This window comes from Paractinoplanes tereljensis, from assembly GCF_016862435.1.
Classification (GTDB): domain Bacteria; phylum Actinomycetota; class Actinomycetes; order Mycobacteriales; family Micromonosporaceae; genus Actinoplanes; species Actinoplanes tereljensis.
In genome coordinates this window covers 84,445-101,420 of record NZ_BOMY01000044.1, presented here as the reverse complement: position 1 = coordinate 101,420, position 16,976 = coordinate 84,445, and the positions used below count along the sequence as shown (strand labels likewise).

General features: G+C 69.9%; 18 protein-coding genes. 9 read left to right on the top strand and 9 right to left on the bottom strand.

Annotated elements, in window-relative coordinates; translation table 11 throughout:
* Positions 1–125 precede the first annotated feature (125 nt).
* Positions 126–1,292 (top strand): DUF5667 domain-containing protein, encoded by a 1,167-nt coding sequence (locus Ate02nite_RS34865; RefSeq protein WP_239147938.1) that lies wholly within the window; start codon positions 126–128, stop codon positions 1,290–1,292.
* A 100-nt stretch (positions 1,293–1,392) separates the two neighbouring features.
* Here the strand turns inward: Ate02nite_RS34865 and Ate02nite_RS34860 are convergent, their stop codons facing one another.
* The 5 genes from Ate02nite_RS34860 to Ate02nite_RS34840 form a co-directional block, all read right to left on the bottom strand.
* Positions 1,393–2,403, bottom strand: coding sequence for a lysophospholipid acyltransferase family protein (locus Ate02nite_RS34860; protein WP_203812150.1), 1,011 nt, complete (start codon positions 2,401–2,403; stop codon positions 1,393–1,395).
* Entirely contained in the window at positions 2,400–3,488 is a 1,089-nt protein-coding gene (locus Ate02nite_RS34855; RefSeq protein WP_203812149.1) for an NAD-dependent epimerase/dehydratase family protein, read from the bottom strand. Before Ate02nite_RS34855 ends, Ate02nite_RS34860 begins: the two co-directional genes overlap by 4 nt.
* A gap of 75 nt (positions 3,489–3,563) precedes the next feature.
* Positions 3,564–3,665, bottom strand: a complete 102-nt coding sequence (locus Ate02nite_RS34850) for a 30S ribosomal protein bS22 (RefSeq protein WP_007465623.1) — start codon at positions 3,663–3,665, stop codon at positions 3,564–3,566.
* Positions 3,666–3,838: 173 nt separating this feature from the next.
* Entirely contained in the window at positions 3,839–4,051 is a 213-nt protein-coding gene (locus Ate02nite_RS34845; RefSeq protein WP_020512985.1) for a helix-turn-helix domain-containing protein, read from the bottom strand.
* A 185-nt stretch (positions 4,052–4,236) separates the two neighbouring features.
* A complete protein-coding gene (locus Ate02nite_RS34840; protein WP_203812148.1) occupies positions 4,237–5,157 on the bottom strand; it encodes a proline dehydrogenase family protein in 921 nt (306 codons plus the stop codon).
* Between the two features lie 78 nt (positions 5,158–5,235).
* Between Ate02nite_RS34840 and Ate02nite_RS34835 the strand changes: the two genes are divergently transcribed.
* A complete protein-coding gene (locus tag Ate02nite_RS34835) occupies positions 5,236–5,772 on the top strand; it encodes a CGNR zinc finger domain-containing protein (RefSeq protein WP_203812147.1) in 537 nt (178 codons plus the stop codon).
* On the opposite strand, the gene Ate02nite_RS34830 is transcribed toward Ate02nite_RS34835, so the two are convergent.
* Positions 5,759–6,580, bottom strand: a complete 822-nt coding sequence (locus Ate02nite_RS34830) for a sugar phosphate isomerase/epimerase family protein (protein ID WP_203812146.1) — start codon at positions 6,578–6,580, stop codon at positions 5,759–5,761. The genes Ate02nite_RS34835 and Ate02nite_RS34830 overlap by 14 nt on opposite strands.
* A gap of 111 nt (positions 6,581–6,691) precedes the next feature.
* On the opposite strand from Ate02nite_RS34830, the gene Ate02nite_RS34825 reads away from it, so the two are divergent.
* From Ate02nite_RS34825 to Ate02nite_RS34810, 4 genes are all read left to right on the top strand, one after another.
* Positions 6,692–7,519 carry a DUF3109 family protein gene (locus Ate02nite_RS34825; RefSeq protein ID WP_203812145.1) on the top strand — a complete coding sequence of 276 codons (828 nt, stop codon included), beginning with the start codon at positions 6,692–6,694 and terminating at the stop codon, positions 7,517–7,519.
* 66 nt (positions 7,520–7,585) lie between these two features.
* Positions 7,586–7,912, top strand: a complete 327-nt coding sequence (locus Ate02nite_RS34820; protein ID WP_203812144.1) for a hypothetical protein — start codon at positions 7,586–7,588, stop codon at positions 7,910–7,912.
* Positions 7,912–9,066, top strand: a complete 1,155-nt coding sequence (locus Ate02nite_RS34815; protein ID WP_203812143.1) for a putative T7SS-secreted protein — start codon at positions 7,912–7,914, stop codon at positions 9,064–9,066. Before Ate02nite_RS34820 ends, Ate02nite_RS34815 begins: the two co-directional genes overlap by 1 nt.
* A gap of 2 nt (positions 9,067–9,068) precedes the next feature.
* Entirely contained in the window at positions 9,069–9,503 is a 435-nt protein-coding gene (locus Ate02nite_RS34810) for a hypothetical protein (RefSeq protein WP_203812142.1), read from the top strand.
* Positions 9,504–9,506: 3 nt separating this feature from the next.
* Here the strand turns inward: Ate02nite_RS34810 and Ate02nite_RS34805 are convergent, their stop codons facing one another.
* Both Ate02nite_RS34805 and Ate02nite_RS34800 read right to left on the bottom strand, forming a co-directional pair.
* Positions 9,507–10,190 (bottom strand): response regulator, encoded by a 684-nt coding sequence (locus tag Ate02nite_RS34805; protein WP_203812141.1) that lies wholly within the window; start codon positions 10,188–10,190, stop codon positions 9,507–9,509.
* 31 nt (positions 10,191–10,221) lie between these two features.
* Positions 10,222–11,523: a sensor histidine kinase gene (locus Ate02nite_RS34800; RefSeq protein ID WP_438871287.1), complete on the bottom strand. Its 1,302-nt coding sequence runs from the start codon at positions 11,521–11,523 to the stop codon at positions 10,222–10,224.
* A gap of 198 nt (positions 11,524–11,721) precedes the next feature.
* Between Ate02nite_RS34800 and phoU the strand changes: the two genes are divergently transcribed.
* Complete coding sequence (gene phoU, locus Ate02nite_RS34795; protein ID WP_203812140.1) at positions 11,722–12,375, top strand: phosphate signaling complex protein PhoU; 654 nt, start codon at positions 11,722–11,724, stop codon at positions 12,373–12,375.
* Positions 12,376–12,439: 64 nt separating this feature from the next.
* Here the strand turns inward: phoU and Ate02nite_RS34790 are convergent, their stop codons facing one another.
* Positions 12,440–13,186 (bottom strand): phosphoglyceromutase, encoded by a 747-nt coding sequence (locus Ate02nite_RS34790; protein ID WP_203812139.1) that lies wholly within the window; start codon positions 13,184–13,186, stop codon positions 12,440–12,442.
* Between the two features lie 132 nt (positions 13,187–13,318).
* Here Ate02nite_RS34790 and Ate02nite_RS34785 point away from each other — a divergent pair, with 132 nt between their 5' ends.
* A complete protein-coding gene (locus Ate02nite_RS34785) occupies positions 13,319–14,563 on the top strand; it encodes an MDR family MFS transporter (RefSeq protein ID WP_203812138.1) in 1,245 nt (414 codons plus the stop codon).
* 45 nt (positions 14,564–14,608) lie between these two features.
* Positions 14,609–16,348: an MFS transporter gene (locus Ate02nite_RS50050; RefSeq protein WP_438871286.1), complete on the top strand. Its 1,740-nt coding sequence runs from the start codon at positions 14,609–14,611 to the stop codon at positions 16,346–16,348.
* Positions 16,349–16,976 lie beyond the last annotated feature (628 nt).

The window sequence follows — 16,976 nt, the reverse complement described above, 5'->3', positions numbered from 1 at the left end:
ACCGGGGGAGAGTGTCACGCGTTTGTCCGGGTGCGACCCCCAAAGGCCAGACAGGCCAACGGTTTCGTCGCGACCGTCGGCGATGCTGCCGACGAGACAGTCACGAGCGAGGGGAGGTGCCCGCGGTGAGTTTCGACTTCTTCGACCGGCGGAGCGCCGAGCGCTTCGCGGAGCTTCTCGACGAGAGCACCGGCGGCCGGCGGCACCACAGCCATGGCCCCGCCGATGAGCGGCTCGCCGAGCTGGTCGCCATCGGTTCCAGCCTTACCGCGGCCAAGCCTGGGATCCAGGTCGATCCCGAGTTCCGTGTCGGTTTGCGAGCCATGCTGGTCGCCACCGCAGAGCGGGACGGCATCGGCCGTACCGCCAACACCGCCGAGTCCGACAACGGACCGGTCGCTGCCTCGGCGGCACCGGGCCGGACCGGGCTGCGGGCCACGATCCTCGGCCAAGGTGGCCGGCGGATCCGGGCGCGCGGCGCGATCGTCATCGGCGTCGCCGCCGGTGCGCTGGCGGTTTCCGGCATCTCCGCAGCAAGCGAGAACGCGTCGCCCGGCGACGCGCTGTACGGGGTAAAGCGCTCCACCGAGCGAGCCCAACTGGCCATGGCCGGTTCCGATGTCACCCGGGGTCAGCTGTCGCTGGACTTCGCCCGCACCCGGCTCGCCGAGGCAGTAGCCATGCCCGGCAACGCGGCCGGGTTCGCCGGGGTGCTGGACGACATGGACGCCGACACCCGCAAGGGCGTCCGGCTGCTGGACACCGCGGCGGTCGCCCACCGCGACGTCAAGCCGCTGGCCACCGTCGACACCTTCGTTCAGCAGCAGCGGCAGACAATGCTGCCGGCACTGGACAAACTGAGCCCGGCCAACAAGGAACGGGCCGCCCAGTCGCTGTCGCTGCTCGACGCGGTCGGCAAGCGTGGCGACGAACTACGCACCGGGCTGAACTGCCCGCAGGTGCTCTCGGCCGGTTCCGACCTGCTCGGGCCGAAGCTGAAGGACTGCACCAGCACGGCCGACGGCACCGCGACCAACCGGCCCAACGGGCACAGCGGCAAGTCGACCACCAAGGGCAGCGACAGGGAACCGAAGGTCAAGCGAACCACACCGGCTGCGAAGCCCGGCGCGACCGTCAAGCCCGACGCGGTCGAACCGACCGTTTCGCCGGCTCCCGGCCTGGCGCCACTCGGCGGAACCCAGCTGACCCCGTCAGAGGCGCCGGACGACACCGTCATCAACGATGACGACCAGGTCGGCGGCCTGCTCGGGGAGCTGTTCGGCTTCAACTAGCAAATGCAGTGACTTCAGATGGCGAGGGGCGGTTGCCGGGAGTTACCGGACCGCCCCTCATCTGTCACTATAGGCGGCTTCTGTCACAAGCCGCCTCGTCTCAAAGTCCAAACGGATCCGGTCGTTTCTCGAGCAGTTCGAGCAGAGTGGCCTGAATCGTCTCGCGCACTTGGTCGGCGAGGTTGTAGACGACCATCGGGTCGTCGGCGTGCTCGGTCAGGTGCGCGGTGGGGATCGGCGGGCAGAACTGGATGAGCCACTTGCTCGGCAACGGCACCAGACCCAGCGGGCCCAGCCACGGGAAGGTCGGCGTGACCGGGAAGTACGGCAGTCCGAGGAGCCGGGCCAGCGGCTTGACGTCGGCCAGGATCGGATAGATCTCCTCGGCCCCGACGATCGCCACCGGGACGATCGGGGTGCCGGTGCGCAGGGCCGCCGAGACGAACCCGCCCCGGCCGAAGCGCTGCAGCTTGTAGCGGTCGGCGAAACGCTTGCCGATGCCCTTGAAGCCCTCCGGGAACACACCGACCAGATGGCCGCTGCTCATCAGGCGCTCGGCGTCGGGGTTGCAGGCGACCGTGGCACCGGACTTGCGGGCCAGCTCGCTGACGATCGGCATCCGGAACACCAGGTCGGCGCCGAGCAGCCGCAGATGCCGCTCGGCCGGGTGCCGATCGTGGACCGCGGTGGTCAGCATCAGCGCGTCCAGCGCGACCGTGCCGGAGTGGTTGCCGACGACCAGGGCGCCGCCATCGCCGGGGACGTGCTCGATGCCGAAGACCTCGGTGCGGAACCAGTCGTGGTAGAGCACCCGCAGCAGCGGATGGAAGACCGCGTCGGACAACTCGCGGTCGAAACCGAAGTCGTCCACCTCGTAGGTGCCGGCCAGGCGGCGGCGCAGGAAGGCCAGGCCGGAGGCCACGCGCTGATCCCAGACGTCGACCACGTCGGGGCGGGTCGGCTCCGGGGTGGGCTCGTCCGCGGCATGCCCGTTCATCTGCGGCACCTCCGGGATCGGCCGCCGGCCGTTGACCCGGACCGGGGTGGCCGGTTTGGGGAGCGTGAAGTCGGCGTGGCCGGGCAGCATGTCACGGTACTCGTGCTGGCTCACGCCGCATCACCCTTGACGGATGCCTTCTCGGTTCGGCTGTTTTCGGCCCGCAGCCGGCGGACGCCGTCGAGGATGGCCTTCTCGGCCGCTTCGAGCCGGGCGGCGGTGAGCGAGGAGCCGTTGGCGTGCGCCTCGATGAACTCGTCGAAGGCGGCCGCGGTGGTGCGCGGCGTGAAGCCGAACTCGTCGACAAGCCGGGTGGTGTCGACCACCCGGCCGTGCACGAAGAGGTCGACCTGGTCGAGGCCGATCTGACCGATGCCGACGTTGCGAGCCAGGCCCCACAGGGTGGAGAAGGTGCCCTCGGGCAGCGGCAGAGCGATCCGGCCGGCCCGGCGCACCGCCTGGGACAGCGCCAGCACCCCGGCGCCGGCCACGTTGAACGTGCCCGGGTGGTCTTCCAGCACCGACCGGTGCAGCACCTCGAGCGCGTCGTCGACGTGCACGAACTGCAGCCGGGCGTCGCGACCGAAGACGGTCGGCACGAACGGCTGCGCGAACAGGCGGGTGAGCGTGGTGTCGGCGGTCGAGCTGATGAACGGCGCGAACCGGAGCACGGTCGCGGCCACGTCGGGCCGCCGCCGGCGGAACCCGCGCACGTAACCCTCGATGTCGAGGATGTCGCGGGCGAACGAACCGCGCGGCACGGCTCGCGGTTCGGTGTCCTCGGTGAAGACCGCCGGGTCGCGGAACGACGCGCCATAGGCGGCCGTCGACGAGCGCAGCACCAGCTTGCGCAGGCCCGGAACAGCCTGGGCGGCGGCGAGCAGCTGCATCGTGCCGATGACGTTCTGCTCCTTCATCGCCTGGCGTCCGCCATGTTGCGAATCGGGGGCACTGGTCACCGCCATGTGCACAACTGCCTCGGCGCCGAGGTCGGCCATGGCACCGGAAGCCGCGCGAGCGTCGGCCCGGACCAGCTCGACGTCCTCCAGGAGGGCCCTCAGGGCCGGTGGAGGCTCATGCGGATCCAGGCCGACGACGCGTTCGATACGCGGATCGGCGGCCAGACGGGCGGCCACCCGGGCGCCGAGAAATCGGCTTGCGCCGGTCACCACGACAACGCGGGGCGGTGAGGTCACCAAGGGGCGGACCTTCCGGTGCGGCTTCCGATGCGACCAAGGTAAGTGCGGGCCGGCCGGGTGGGAACCCGGCCCCCGTCACTTACCCAAACGGCGACGCTGGACGCGGGTCTTGCGCAGCAGCTTGCGGTGCTTCTTCTTCGCCATACGCTTGCGGCGCTTCTTGACCACGGAGCCCATACGAATTTGCCTCTCGAAACCATGTGGGACGAACCCGGATGCCCAGCGGGGCATGGCCGCGTCCGTTCTGGACGGCGTCCCGGATCCCTCGCCGCGCGAAGCAGCGGCGGGTGATGCGCCGGGAGCCAACCGCACCAGCGTACCGGCCCGACGGGGGCAGGCCCAAACGGCCCCTACGCGGTCTGGGAGAAGGCGCCCCGCAGATAGTCGTGGACGGCGTGCTCGGGCACCCGGAACGACCGGCCGACCCGGACCGCGGTCAGGTCTCCGCCGTGCACCAAGCGGTAGACGGTCATCTTGGAGACCCGCATCAGCGCGGCCACCTCGGCAACGGTCAGGAACCGCACCTCCGAGAGTCGTTCCTCGGTCTGGGCTGGACCCGTCATCTCCTCGCACCGATCCTTTCGCAGGCACGGCCGCCGGCGACTCCTTCGGGCTTCGCGACGCGGCGGCTACGTACGTGTCATCAGAACGGTATCGATACGGCTGTGACCAGCGCGATACGTTCCGTGAAATGACCATAAAAAGTCAAGGACGACACGCCAGTTTCGCGACGATTTAGCCCGAAAGGTTACTTTCGAGTGGCGAGAGCCCGGCCGAACAGCGACACGCTCGAGGGACGCTCGGCCAGGCGACGCATCAGGTAGCCGTACCACTGCTCGCCGTACGGCAGATAAACCCGCACGATGTTGCCGCCGGCCGCCAGTCGGGCCTGCTCCTCCGTACGCATGCCGTAAAGCATTTGAAATTCGTACTCGTCGGCGGAGCGGTCGAACCAGCGGGCCCGGTCCTCGGCGATCGCGATGAGCCGGGCGTCGTGGGTCGCCACCATCGGGTAGCCCTCCCCGGACATCAGGATGTTCAGGCAGCGGACGAACGACTTGTCGATGTCCAGCGGGTCCTGGAACGCGACCGACTCGGGTTCCGCATAAGCCCCCTTGCAGAGCCGCACCCGCGACCCGGCCGTCGCCAGCTCCCGGCAGTCGCCCTCGGTGCGTCGCAGGTAGGCCTGCAGCACCGCCCCGGTCGACGGGTAGTCCTTGCGGAGTCCGGCCAGGATCTCCAGGGTCGAGTCGGTGGTGGTGTGGTCCTCGGCGTCGATGGTCACCGAGGTGCCCGCGTCGGCGGCCGCCGCGCAGACCGCCAGGGCGTACTCGAAGGCGAGCTTGTCGTCGATGCGCTGGCCCAGCGCGGAGAGCTTGACACTCACCTCGGCCACCGGCGTGAGGCCACCGGCTTTCAGCCGGCGAAGCAACGAAAGATACTCATCCCGTACGGCCTGGGCCTGCTCCGCCGTTGCCGTCTCGGCGGCCAGATGGTCCACCGTGACCGCCAGACCGTCGTCGGCCAGCTCGCGGGCCGCGCGAAGCGCGTCCGCCACGTCGTCACCGGCCACGAACCGACGGGCAGCGTTCTTGCTGAGGGTCGCCGAGGAAACCAGCCGCCCCAGGCGGGACGAATCCGCGGCGGCCAGGAAGACGGAACGGAGCATGGGCCGAGGGTATCGCCCGAAACCGCGCCGGTCGCGGCAACCGTGTCCGTCCGCGCGCGGTGCGGCTACCGTTGTCGGGTGAACTTCGATGCGTACGCCCGAACCGCGGTCGACCTCGTCAACGCGGAGCTCAGCGACCTCGCCGGCCTGCGGGCCCTGTTCGCCGACGACCAGTCCTGGATGCGCGAACACATCATCGAGAAAGATCTCGGTGTGTTCCGCCGCGCCCAGCGACGACTGCGCGACGTCTTCGAGCTCGGCACGGTCGGCCGCGACGCCGAGGCGGTCAACGAACTCAACTCGCTGCTCGAGACGTTCCCGGTGCAGCCGCGCATCTCCGGCCACGACGCCAGCGACTGGCACATGCACGTCACCAGCCGTGGCGCGTCGGTCAGTGCGGAATACCTGGCCGGGGCGGTCTGGGGCCTGTCGGTCTGGCTCTGCGAGTACGGCAGCGCGCGCTTTGGCATCTGCGCCGACGAGCGTTGCGGCAACGTCTACCTGGACACGTCCTCCAACAACTGCCGGCGCTTCTGCTCGGAACGCTGCGCCACCCGCTCGCACGTCGCGGCCCACCGAGCCCGCAAGCGAGCCGCCAACCTCACGCCCGCGTAATAGCCGGAGCATTGTTCGTGGCCGGCGCGAGGTGGCGCCGGGCGAACTCGAGTGAGTCGCGCAGGTCCTTCTCCCGGGCCGGGCGGCTCGCCGCCTTGCGGGTGGAGACCTCCAGGGCCACCGAGCCGGTGAAACCGCGGGCCACCAGCGAGCGCAGCACCTCGGCGCACGGCTGGTTGCCGCGCCCCGGCACCAGGTGTTCGTCGCGGCCCTCACCGGTGCCGTCACCCAGGTGCACGTGCTTGAGGCCGGAACCCATCTTCTGCATCATGTCGAGCGCGTCGATCCGGGACGCCGAGCAGTGCGAGATGTCCAGCGTGTAGGCGTCGAAGCCGGTCTCGGTCGGATCCCAGCCCGGCGTGTAGGGAACGAACCAGCGGCCGGCCATCTTCACCGGGAACATGTTCTCGATGGCGAAGGACAGATCGGGGTGCCGCTGCTGCACCTTGGCCAGGCCGGCGGCGAAGTTCTTGGCGTAGTCGCGCTGCCAGCTGAACGGCGGGTGCACCACCACGGTCGGCGCGTCGAGCGACTCGGCCAGCTGCGCGGCCCGGTTGAGCCGTTCCCACGGGTCGGGGCTCCAGACCCGCTGGGTAACCAACAGGCAGGGCGCGTGCACCGACAGCACCGGCACGCCGTAGTGGTCGGTCAGACCCTTCAGGGCGCCGGCGTCCTGGCTGACGCGATCGGTCCACACCATGACCTCGACACCGTCGTAACCCACGGTGGCGGCCATCTCGAAGGCAGCCGCGGTCGGCTCGGGGAAGACCGAGGAGCTGGACAGAAGCACGGGGACGCGGGAACTCACTCTTCAAAGGGTAGACCCGTTTGTCGCGCCAGCCCGCCACCCGGCCGGGTATATGCGGTCATACCGGGCGGCAACGCGGCATTAGTCACCTGCACGCGTACGCTGTCGCGAGTGACCCGCCGTGACCAGATCCGCCCCGAGGTCGGCCTTGATTTTCCTCGTGAGTGGATCGAGTTTCTCGATCCGGCCGACGAACAACACCTTGTTCGCGCCGACCTGACCTGGTTGCTCTCCCGCTGGACGTGCGTCTTCGGATCGGCCTGCCACGGCATCGTGGCCGGCCGGGCCCACGAGGGCTGCTGCACGCACGGTGCGTTCTTCACCGACGCGGACGATGAGAACCGGGTGAAGGCGGCGGTCCAGAAGCTCGGACCGGACACCTGGCAGCACTACCGGCGGGGTTTCAGGAACTACACCGAGATGGACACCATCGACGGCGCGAAGCCGGCCCGGCGCACCGCCATCCAGAGCGAGGACGGCCCGTGCGTCTTCCTCAACGACGCCGACTTCCCGGCCGGTGGCGGTTGCGCCCTGCACGCGCAGGCCCTGCGCGACGGCGTGCACCCGCTCACCTACAAGCCGGACGTCTGCTGGCAGCTGCCGGTCCGCCGGGAACAAGACTGGATCAACCGCCCGGACGGCACCAAGATCCTGCAGTCCACCCTGACCGAGTTCGACCGCCGAGGCTGGGGCCCCGGCGGCGCCGACCTGGACTGGTGGTGCACGTCCTCCCCCGAGGCCCACGTCGGCTCGGACCCGATGTACATCACGTACGGCCCGGAGCTGGCCGCCCTGATCGGCCAGCCCGCCTACGACAAGCTCTCCGAACTGTGCGCGGCCAGACTGAAGTCCGGCCTGATCGCAATCCACCCGGCCACCGTGGCAGCCGGAGCACCCCAGACCCGAGGCGGCCGAGAGCCGGCCACGCCAACGGCTTGACAGCCAGGAGTCCACTGGAGCCGTGGCATCCACGAATGACGATGGGATGCGGACGGGGCGTGGATCATGTCGGACGGCTTTCGGGTCGATCTCGGGGCGCTCGAGGACGCGGCGGCCGGGATCAACACAACGCTGAACGATCTCAAGGCCAAACGGATCGATGACCTCGACGGCCGCGGGGCCGACTACGGTCACGACCGGCTGTCCGAGACGATCGCCGACTTCTGCGACCGGTGGGAGCTGGGCGTCGAGCATTTGGCCACCGATGGGCAGGAGGTCGCGAGCCGGCTCTCCCACTCCGTGCAGGCCTATCTGAAGGTCGATCTGAGCGCCAAGGGCCGGATGGACGGCATCCTGCAACGGCAGACCGGCACGGACCCGGCGGCGGACTGATGGCCGAGCTGGGCGAGACCGAGGACCCGCGCGCGCTGGTCCCCGGCGATGCCACCTCGATCGCCGGAACGGCGCAGTTGCTCCGCACTCGCGGCGATTCTCTGCAAGCGGCCGGCACCGGACTGAACCGGATCGACACGGTCGACGGATGGAGCGGTGCGGCCGCGGATGCGTTCCGGGCCAAATTTCAGGGCCAGCCGGGCAAATGGCTGGAGGCAGGCGACTGCTTCCACTCTGCGGCCGACGCGCTCACCACCTATTCGACGACGCTGACGTGGGCGCAACAGGAAGCGGCCCGTGCGATCACGCAGTGGAATGCCGGGCAGGACGCCACCCGGCAAGCCGGCGCCCAACACCAGCAGGCAGAACTGCAGGCCGGGCGGGCGCTGCCGTTCGACGACCCCGGTGAGGCCGGCCGCCAGGCGGCCCGTGACGTCCTCGCCGGCGCCCGGAAGCAGGTCGATGCCGCCGGTGACACGGCCGCCGGCACGATTGGCTCGGCTCGGGACAAGGCGCCCGAGAAGCCGGGATTCTGGAGCAAGGTAGGCGACTTCTTCGAGGACGTCGGCGCCGGCCTGCAGAACGCCGGCGGGCACCTCGTCAACGGGCTGGCCTCCTTCGGCAACGCCATGATCCATCACCCCGGCGACACGGCACTGGCCGCCGCGGGCGCCGGGCTGATGGTGCTCGGGGCGGCCGGCGAGGTCGGCGGTGGGCTGCTCGACATTACGGTGGTCGGTGGGGTCATCGGTGTGCCGATCAATGTTGCGGCGGCCGGAGTGATCGTGGCGGGTGGCGGACTGACCGCGGCTGCCACCGGCGACCTGATGATGCACGCGACCAGCGACGACAGCGTCAATCCGGCGCGAACTGACCACGAGGGTTCGGGCGGCGGCGAGTACGAGCCGACCGAGGGATTCCGGGGAAGCGAGTTCAGCAAGGACGAGATCGCCGAGTTCGTGAACGGGCACACGGGGGACGGCAACCCGGCGATGGGGCGGCCGAGTAGTGCCGAGATCGACGCGGCGCTCAGCAACGGGACGCCGCAGAAGCTGGCCGGGCAGAATGCCGAGAAGTTCGAGTACAACGGGGTACGAGTGATCGTGAACTACGACATGCCCTGGAAGTCCACCTGCTATTACCCGGGACGGTAACCATGTCGGCAATTCCTCCCGAGCTCACGGCGCTGTTCGACGCCGCCGACACCGCGGAGATCAAGGCACGGGCACATGCGCGAGCGGGTGACGCACTGGAGCTTGCCGTCGGGTGGGCCGGCCGGGTCGAAAAAATCGACCGGGACCGGGCACTCCCCTGGAGTGACCGGACGGTGTGGAACGAGCATGATCTGGCCGGCGCGCTGTTCCTGCGGGATTTTCTGCAGGACGCACTCGACGACCTGCCGCCGCCGATCCGCCGGAAGCTGACGCCCTTCGTCGAAGCCTCGGATGAGCGATTCCGTGGCTACACGGTCGACGACCCGGCCGGCCGAATGGGCACGGTGGCCGAGGTCGAGCTAGGCGGGCGGGCCTGGTGGTGGCGCCGGGTCCCCGACTCCGGACCGATCGTCGAGGACCTGGCGCGTTACTCCTGAGGCCTAGGGCTCGAACTTGTAGCCCAGGCCTCGGACCGTGACGATGTAGCGCGGGGCTGAAGGCTCCGGCTCCACCTTGGAGCGCAGGCGCTTGACGTGTACGTCGAGGGTCTTGGTGTCGCCTACGTAGTCGGCGCCCCAGACCCGGTCGATCAGCTGGCCTCGGGTCAGGACCCGGCCGGCGTTGCGCAGCAGCAGTTCGAGCAGCTCGAACTCCTTCAGCGGCAGCTGTACGCCGGTGCCGTCGACCGTGACGACGTGGCGTTCCACGTCCATCCGGACCGGGCCGGCGGCCAGCGTCGGGGTGGTCACCTCGGGTGCGTCGGCGCCCTGGCGGCGCAGCACGGCCCGGATGCGGGCGACCAACTCGCGCGGCGAGTAGGGCTTGGTGACGTAGTCGTCGGCGCCGATCTCCAGGCCGACCACCTTGTCGATCTCGCTGTCCCGGGCGGTGACCATGATGATCGGGACGGCCGAGCGCTGCCGCAGCTGGCGGCAGACCTCGGTGCCGGACATTTCCGGAAGCATGAGGTCGAGCAGCACGATGTCGGCACCGGTCCGGTCGAACTGCGTCAGCGCCGAGGTTCCGGTCGGGGCGACCGAGACCTCGAAGCCCTCCTTGCGCAGCATGTACGACAGGGCGTCGGAGAACGACTCCTCATCCTCGACCACGAGCACGCGGGCCAATGTGGTTCCTTCCATCTTCCGGTCTCCGGGACTAGCGCCCGGCCGCACCGGACTCGATCTCAATTGCCGCTGGTAACGGCAAGGGGGTTTCGGGGGGTCGTGCGGGTAGGCGCAGGGTGAACGTCGAACCATCACCGAGGGTGCTGGTGACCTCGACCCGGCCGCCGTGGTTGGTGGCGATGTGCTTGACGATGGCCAGGCCGAGACCGGTGCCGCCGGTCGATCGGGACCTGGCCTGATCGGCCCGGTAGAACCGTTCGAAGATCCGGTCGACGTCGTGCGGGGCGATGCCGATGCCCTGGTCCTCGACGTCGATCTCGACCCAGTCGTCGCCCTGACGCAGCGTGACCGACACCACGGTGTCCTCGCCCGAGTAGGCGATCGCGTTCTCCACCAGGTTGGTCACCGCGGTGGCCACCTGACTGTCGCTGCCGTACACCATCGCGCCCTTGGGACCGGTGTACGTGACCTCGATGCTCTTGGCCGAGGCAGTGGTGCGGGTGCGGTCGATCACCTCGGCGATCACCCAGTCGACCGAGACCGGCTCGGGAGTGGGCAGCGGCTCGGCGCCCTGCAACCGGGTGAGCTCGAGGAGTTCGTTGACCAGCCGGCCCATCCGGGCCGACTCGTGGTGGATCCGCTCGGCGAACCGACGCGCGGCGACCAGGTCCTCGGACTTCTCGTCGTCCGGCAGCATCTCGCTGGCCGGAATCTCGGTGGCGTCCAGCAGCGCCTCGGCAAGCAGCTGCAACGCACCGATCGGGGTCTTCAGCTCGTGGCTGACGTTGGCCACGAAGTCCCGGCGGACCCGGGCGAGCCGGTGTGCCTCGGTGACATCGGCGGCCTCGATGGCCACGTGCGTCGAATTCAGTGCCACCGCACGCAGGTGCAGTCCGAGCGGGGCCGAAGCAGCCCCGGCGCGGCCACGCGGCAGGTCGAGCTCCACCTCGCGCCGTACGCCGGTGCGTCGCACCTGGCCGGCGAGAGTGCGCAGGATCGGGTGCGCCGCGATCGTGCCGGGCGCCCCACCGGAGCGCAGCAGTCCCATGGCGCGGGCGGCCGGGTTGACCAGCACCGGGTGGTCCTCGGCGTCGAGCACGACCACACCGACACGCAGCGAGTCGAGGCTCTTCCGGCCGAGCCCCTTCATGCCGTGCTTGCCGGTGGCGGGCGACTCGTCGTCCGTTTCGATGGTGCGTCCCCCCTCGTCCGACCGGGCAGCGGTGGAACCGGTCTGCTCCGGCGCCTTGCGGGCACGGGCATACAGCACACCCGCGACCGCGCCGACGACGAGCGCGACGAGGGTAAGGAGGATGCTGTACGCCAAGTCCACGCAGCGATCGTAGGGTCATTGTTTACCTGGGCCCTACGTCCAACCGGACATAACGGGCGCGTGTCGAATAATGTTCACCACTGCGCCCGGCGTCGTTCACCGGTGTTCATGTTGAGGCCGTAGAACCGACCTAGGTTAAGGACCAACCAAGGTCGTGCCCTGCCCAAACGGCGCGACCCAGACCCCCGGGACGAGGACATGCGCGAGGAGTTCCAGGCAGATCTCAACGAGGTCAGTCGCCTGCTGGTGACCATGGCGGAGGCCGTACGGGCAGCCATGCGCAAGGCGACCACCGCCCTGCTCACCGCCGACCTCAAGGCCGCCGAGTCGGTCATCGAGCGGGACGTCGAGGTCGACCGCATCTACCAGCAGGTCGAGACCAAGGTGGCGGACACCATCGCACGGCAGGCGCCGGTCGCCTCCGACCTGCGCATGGTGATCACCGCACTACATATCTCCGCTGATCTCGAGCGGATGGGCGATCTGGCCGAGCACGTGGCCAAGACCGCACAACGGCGGCACCCGTCGCCGGCCGTGCCGGCCGAGCTGCGCACGGTCTTCAAGGGCATGGCCGACGTGGCCGACCAGATGGCCGAGAAGATCGCCGACCTGCTCGGCAAGCCCGAGGCCGAGGCGGCCGCCGCACTGGAGGCGGCCGATGACGGGATGGACGATCTCGAGCGGGAGCTGTTCAAGATCCTGCTGAACGACGACTGGCCGTACGGCGCGGAGACCGCGATCGACGGCGCGCTGCTGGGCCGGTTCTACGAGCGGTACGCCGACCACGCCGTGAACATCGGCGAGCAGCTGGTCTTCCTGGTCACCGGTCAGCCGGTGGACGGCCAGAGCTGAGGCTCGGCCGCGAAAAGGCCGGGACGCCACGGGGGCGTCCCGGCCTTTTCCCTGTCTGCGGAAACTAGCGGCCCTGGTTGGCGACTGCGGCCGCCGCGTCCTTGGCGGCCTGCGGGTCGAGGTAGGTGCCGCCCTTGGTGATCGGGTGCAGGCTGTCGTCGAGGTCGTAGCGCAGCGGGAAGCCGGTCGGGATGTTCAGCTTCGCGATCGCCTCGTCGGAGACGCCGTCCAGGTGCTTCACAATCGCGCGCAGCGAGTTGCCGTGCGCCGCGACCAGCACCGTCTTGCCGGCCTGCAGGTCGGGCACGATCGCGTCGTACCAATACGGCAGGGCGCGCTCGAGCACGTCCTTCAGGCATTCGGCCTTGGGCTTGAGCTCCGGCGGCAGCGCCGCGTAGCGCGGGTCGCTGAACTGGGAGAACTCCGAGTCGTCCTCGATCGGCGGCGGGGGCACGTCGTACGACCGGCGCCAGAGCATGAACTGCTCCTCGCCGTACGTCTCGAGGGTCTGCTTCTTGTCCTTGCCCTGCAGTGCGCCGTAGTGACGCTCGTTGAGCCGCCACGACCGCTTCACCGGAATCCAGTGGCGGTCGGCGATGTGCAGGGCGATCTCGCTGGTCCGGATCGCGCGGCGCAGCACGCTGGTGTGCACGACGTCGGGCAACACGCCGTACTCCTTCAGCTGCTCGCCGCCGCGGCGGGCCTCGTCCTCGCCCTTGGCGTCCAGGTCGACGTCGACCCAGCCGGTGAAGAGGTTTTTGGCGTTCCACTCGCTGTTGCCGTGTCGCAGCAGCACCAGAGTCCCAGTCATGACCTCCATCCTGCCGCAGGCCCGGTCGGCGCGGGCGGCGACCCGGCAGTGGCGCCCGACACGTGGAAAACCGGTTGCCCCAGCCCATAGGTTGTAAGTGATTACAGGGCTTTCGGCACTTACGGAGATGACGTGCGGGGTTGGTTTCGGCAGGCCGCGGGTGGGTTGCCCCGGCAGTTCTGGTTCCTGTGGGTCGGAACGCTGATCAACCGCCTCGGCTCGTTCGTGGTGATCTTCCTGGCCATCTACCTGACCAGCGACCGGCACTTCAGCCAGAGCCAGGCCGGCCTGGTCATCGGCCTGTACGGCGTCGGTGGCGCGATCGGCACCACGGTCGGCGGGGTGCTGGCCGACCGGTGGGGCCGGCGGCCGACCATGCTCACCGCCCAGTTCAGCGCGGCGGCGCTGATGCTCACCCTCGGCTTCGCACACGAGTACTGGCAGATCCTCGCGGTGACGTTCCTGCTCGGCGTGTTCACCGAGGCGGTGCGGCCGGCCTTCTCGGCGATGATGATCGACGTCGTGCCCGACCGCGACCGGGTGCGGGCGTACTCACTGAACTACTGGGCGATCAACCTGGGCTTCGCGCTCTCCGCCGTCGGCGCCGGCCTCGCCGCCAAGGCCGACTACCTGCTGCTGTTCGTGGTCGACGCGGGCACCACCCTGATCACCGCGATCATCAGCCTGGTGTTCCTGGCCGAGACCCGCCCGGCTCGGCGTCCAAAACAGGCGAGTGGCGGCGGTATGGGCGCCGCCCTGCGGGACCGCACCTTCGTGCTCTACCTGGTGATCAGCCTGGGCACGGTCGTGGTGATGATGCAGCACATGTCGACCCTGCCGATCGCGATGACCGCGGACGGCCTGTCGGCGGCGACGTACGGGTGGGTGATCGCGGTCAACGGCGTGCTGATCGTGCTCGGGCAGCTGTTCGTCCCCCGGTTGATCGAGGGCTACGACCGCTCCCGGGTGCTGGCCGTCGCCGCGCTCATCATGGGGGTCGGCCTGGGGCTGGTGGCGTTCGCGAACGCGGCCTGGTTCTTCGCGCTGACCGTGGTGATCTGGACGCTTGGCGAGATGCTGCAGTCGCCGTCCAACGCGGCGACCGTCGCGGCGCTGTCGCCGGCCTCGCTGCGCGGCCGCTACCAGGGCCTCAACTCGCTGAGTTGGTCGGTGGGGACGGCGCTCGCCCCGATCCTGGGCGGTCTCACCCAGGAACACCTGGGCGACGCGGCGCTCTGGATCGGCTGCTTCGGGGTCTGCGCGCTGGTCGCGGTGGCACACCTGGTCACCGGGCCGCGGCGCGAGCGGCGGATCGTGCAGTTGCTGGCGGCGCCCGGCGTCGTCGCGGGCGACCCGGTCACCGAGTCTCGGGTGTAGCCTTCCGTTCGTAACTGTTAACACTGCTTCCAGTTGGGGAGTGGAATGCGGGGTTGGCTGCGCGACACGGCCGGAGGTCTGCCCGCCGCGTACTGGTATCTCTGGGCCGGACTGCTGATCAACCGGCTGGGCGGTTTCGCGGTCCTCTTCCTCTCCCTCTACCTCACCACGCAGCGCGGCGCAGGCCCCGCGATGGCCGGGCTGATCGTCGGGACGTACGGCATCGGCGGGGTGATCGGCACCCTGGCCGGCGGCGTTCTCGCGGACCGGTGGGGGCGCCGCCGCACGCTGGTCTGGTCGCACCTGGCCGGCGCGGTCGTGCTGGCCGCGCTCGCGTTCGCCGGGAGCCTCGGGCTGATCGCCGCGCTCTGCGCCCTGATGGGCCTGGCCCAGTCGATGCCCGGGCCGGCCTTCGTCGCCGCGATCATCGACCTGGTTCCGGCGGAGCGGCGGTTGCGCGCCTTCAACCTGGAATTTTGGGCCTTCAATCTGGGTACGGCGGGAGCGTCGCTGGTCGCCGGCGTGCTGGCCGAGTGGAGCTACGTGGGCCTGTTCCTGCTGGACGCCGCGTCGGCCCTGGCCGCCGCGCTGATCATCAGCCGGCGGGTCCCGGAGACCTTGCGCAGGCCGCCGACGGCGGCGGCAATTCAACAAGATCGCCAGGAGAAACCTGCAACAAGCAACCCAGATCCGGGTACGGGCAATGCCGGCGGCCCGGATCCGGGTACGAGAGCGGCGGGCCGTGCGGATCCGGGTACGAGAGCAGCGGGCGCGGCCGGCAGCGCGAGCGGCGCGGGCAGCGCGAGTGGCGCGGGCAGCGCGGGCAGCGCGAGTGGCGCGGGCAACGCGGGCAACGCGGGCAACGCGGGCAGCGCGGGCAACGCGGGCAGCGCGGGCAGCGCGAGCAGCGCGAGCAGCGCGGGCAGCGCGAGCAGCGCGGGCACGCCCGCCTGCACCCGCCTGCCCGATCTTGAGGACTTCCCGCTCGCTGCGAACAGCAAGCCGACAAGATCGCCGCGCGGGCAGCGCGGGCACGCCCTCCCGCGCCCGATCTTGCGGACTTCGCGTTCGGCGCGAACAGCAAGTCCGCAAGATCGCCACGATGGGCACGCGGGCAGCGCGAGCAGCGCGGGCGCGGCAGGAAGCGCGCACGCGGCCGGCGGCGATGGCGGGCTTCGGGCGGTGCTTGGCGATCGGATCTTTTTGGCATTTGCTGGGCTGACGCTGCTGCAAGCGCTGGTCTACACGCAGGGCAGCACGATCGTGCCGCTTGCCATGCGTGCGGATGGGTTGAGCCCGTCGGCCTACGGCCTGGTGGTCTCGCTCGGCGCGGCGTTCATCGTGGTGGGGCAGCTCTTCGTGCCGCGGCTGATCGACGGCCGGCCGAAGGCGCGCGTGCTGGCCGCGGCCCAGGCGATCACCGCGATCGGTTTCGCGGTGCTGGCGCTGGCCGACCGCCTGCCCGCCTATCTGGTGGCCGCGGCGATCTGGACGGTTGGCAGCATGCTGGCCGCTCCCCCGAACGCCGCGATCAACTCCGAGCTGGCGCCGGCCGCGCTGCGCGGCCGCTATCAGGCCGTCTTCTACCTGACCTTCCCGGCCGCGGCGTTCCTGGCGCCGGCGCTGGGCGGCGCCGGCCTGCAGTACCTGGGCAGTTGGCACTGGCTGACGGTGGCGGGGGCGGGCTTGGTGGCGGCAGCTCTGCACCTGGCCGCCGGCCCGAGCCGCGAGGGGCACGCGGCCGCCATCCGGTCAGAGACCGCAGCAACCGCAGAAGTCCGGTAACCGGAAGCGAGCAGGCCGCCGCGAAGGCAAGACGAAGCCGGAAGCAAGGAAGCCGGCGCGAGAGCCGGGCTAGGCGAAGCCGGAAGCAACGAAGCCGGGGCGAGAGCTCGGCGAGCCGGGGCCGGAAGCAAGGAAGTCGGCGCGAGAGCCCGGCGAGCCGGGGCCGGAAGCAAGCGCGAGAGCCAGGCGAAGCCGGAAGGCAAGCGCGAAAGCCCGGCGAGCCAGAGCCGGAAGCGAGCGCGAGAGCAAGGCGAAGCCGGAAGGCAAGCGCGAAAGCCCGGCGAGCCAGAGCCGGAAGCGAGCGCGAGAGTCAGCCGAAGCGAGGCCGGAAGCAAGGAAGCCGGCGCGGGAGCCGGGTGGGAGGCCCGGAAACAAAGCACCGGCGGCGGCGGACGACGCCCATCCCCATAGGCGTCGCCCGCACTAACCGCCGGTCTCGGGTCGCGCCGTCCCCCAACGGCATATGCCACCCGTCCCCAAACGCCCACCGCGGTGACCATTTCTGATCAACCAGTTCCCCGAACTAACGGCCAGGCGTCCATTGATTACGCTAGTTGGGGCGGTCAAGGCTTACAAGCCACTTGGCTGTCTGCCATCTGTCTGCACCGTCACAGTCACCGACAAATGG

What these genes read in the sequence shown, in the direction of transcription:
- Ate02nite_RS34850 (WP_007465623.1), bottom strand. Translation starts at nt 3,665, where the DNA reads ATGGGCTCCGTGGTCAAGAAGCGCCGCAAGCGTATGGCGAAGAAGAAG.
- Ate02nite_RS34845 (WP_020512985.1), bottom strand. Translation starts at nt 4,051, where the DNA reads ATGACGGGTCCAGCCCAGACCGAGGAACGACTCTCGGAGGTGCGGTTC.
- Ate02nite_RS34840 (WP_203812148.1), bottom strand. Translation starts at nt 5,157, where the DNA reads ATGCTCCGTTCCGTCTTCCTGGCCGCCGCGGATTCGTCCCGCCTGGGG.
- Ate02nite_RS34820 (WP_203812144.1), top strand. Translation starts at nt 7,586, where the DNA reads ATGTCGGACGGCTTTCGGGTCGATCTCGGGGCGCTCGAGGACGCGGCG.
- Ate02nite_RS34815 (WP_203812143.1), top strand. Translation starts at nt 7,912, where the DNA reads ATGGCCGAGCTGGGCGAGACCGAGGACCCGCGCGCGCTGGTCCCCGGC.
- Ate02nite_RS34810 (WP_203812142.1), top strand. Translation starts at nt 9,069, where the DNA reads ATGTCGGCAATTCCTCCCGAGCTCACGGCGCTGTTCGACGCCGCCGAC.
- phoU (WP_203812140.1), top strand. Translation starts at nt 11,722, where the DNA reads ATGCGCGAGGAGTTCCAGGCAGATCTCAACGAGGTCAGTCGCCTGCTG.
- Ate02nite_RS34790 (WP_203812139.1), bottom strand. Translation starts at nt 13,186, where the DNA reads ATGACTGGGACTCTGGTGCTGCTGCGACACGGCAACAGCGAGTGGAAC.
- Ate02nite_RS50050 (WP_438871286.1), top strand. Translation starts at nt 14,609, where the DNA reads ATGCGGGGTTGGCTGCGCGACACGGCCGGAGGTCTGCCCGCCGCGTAC.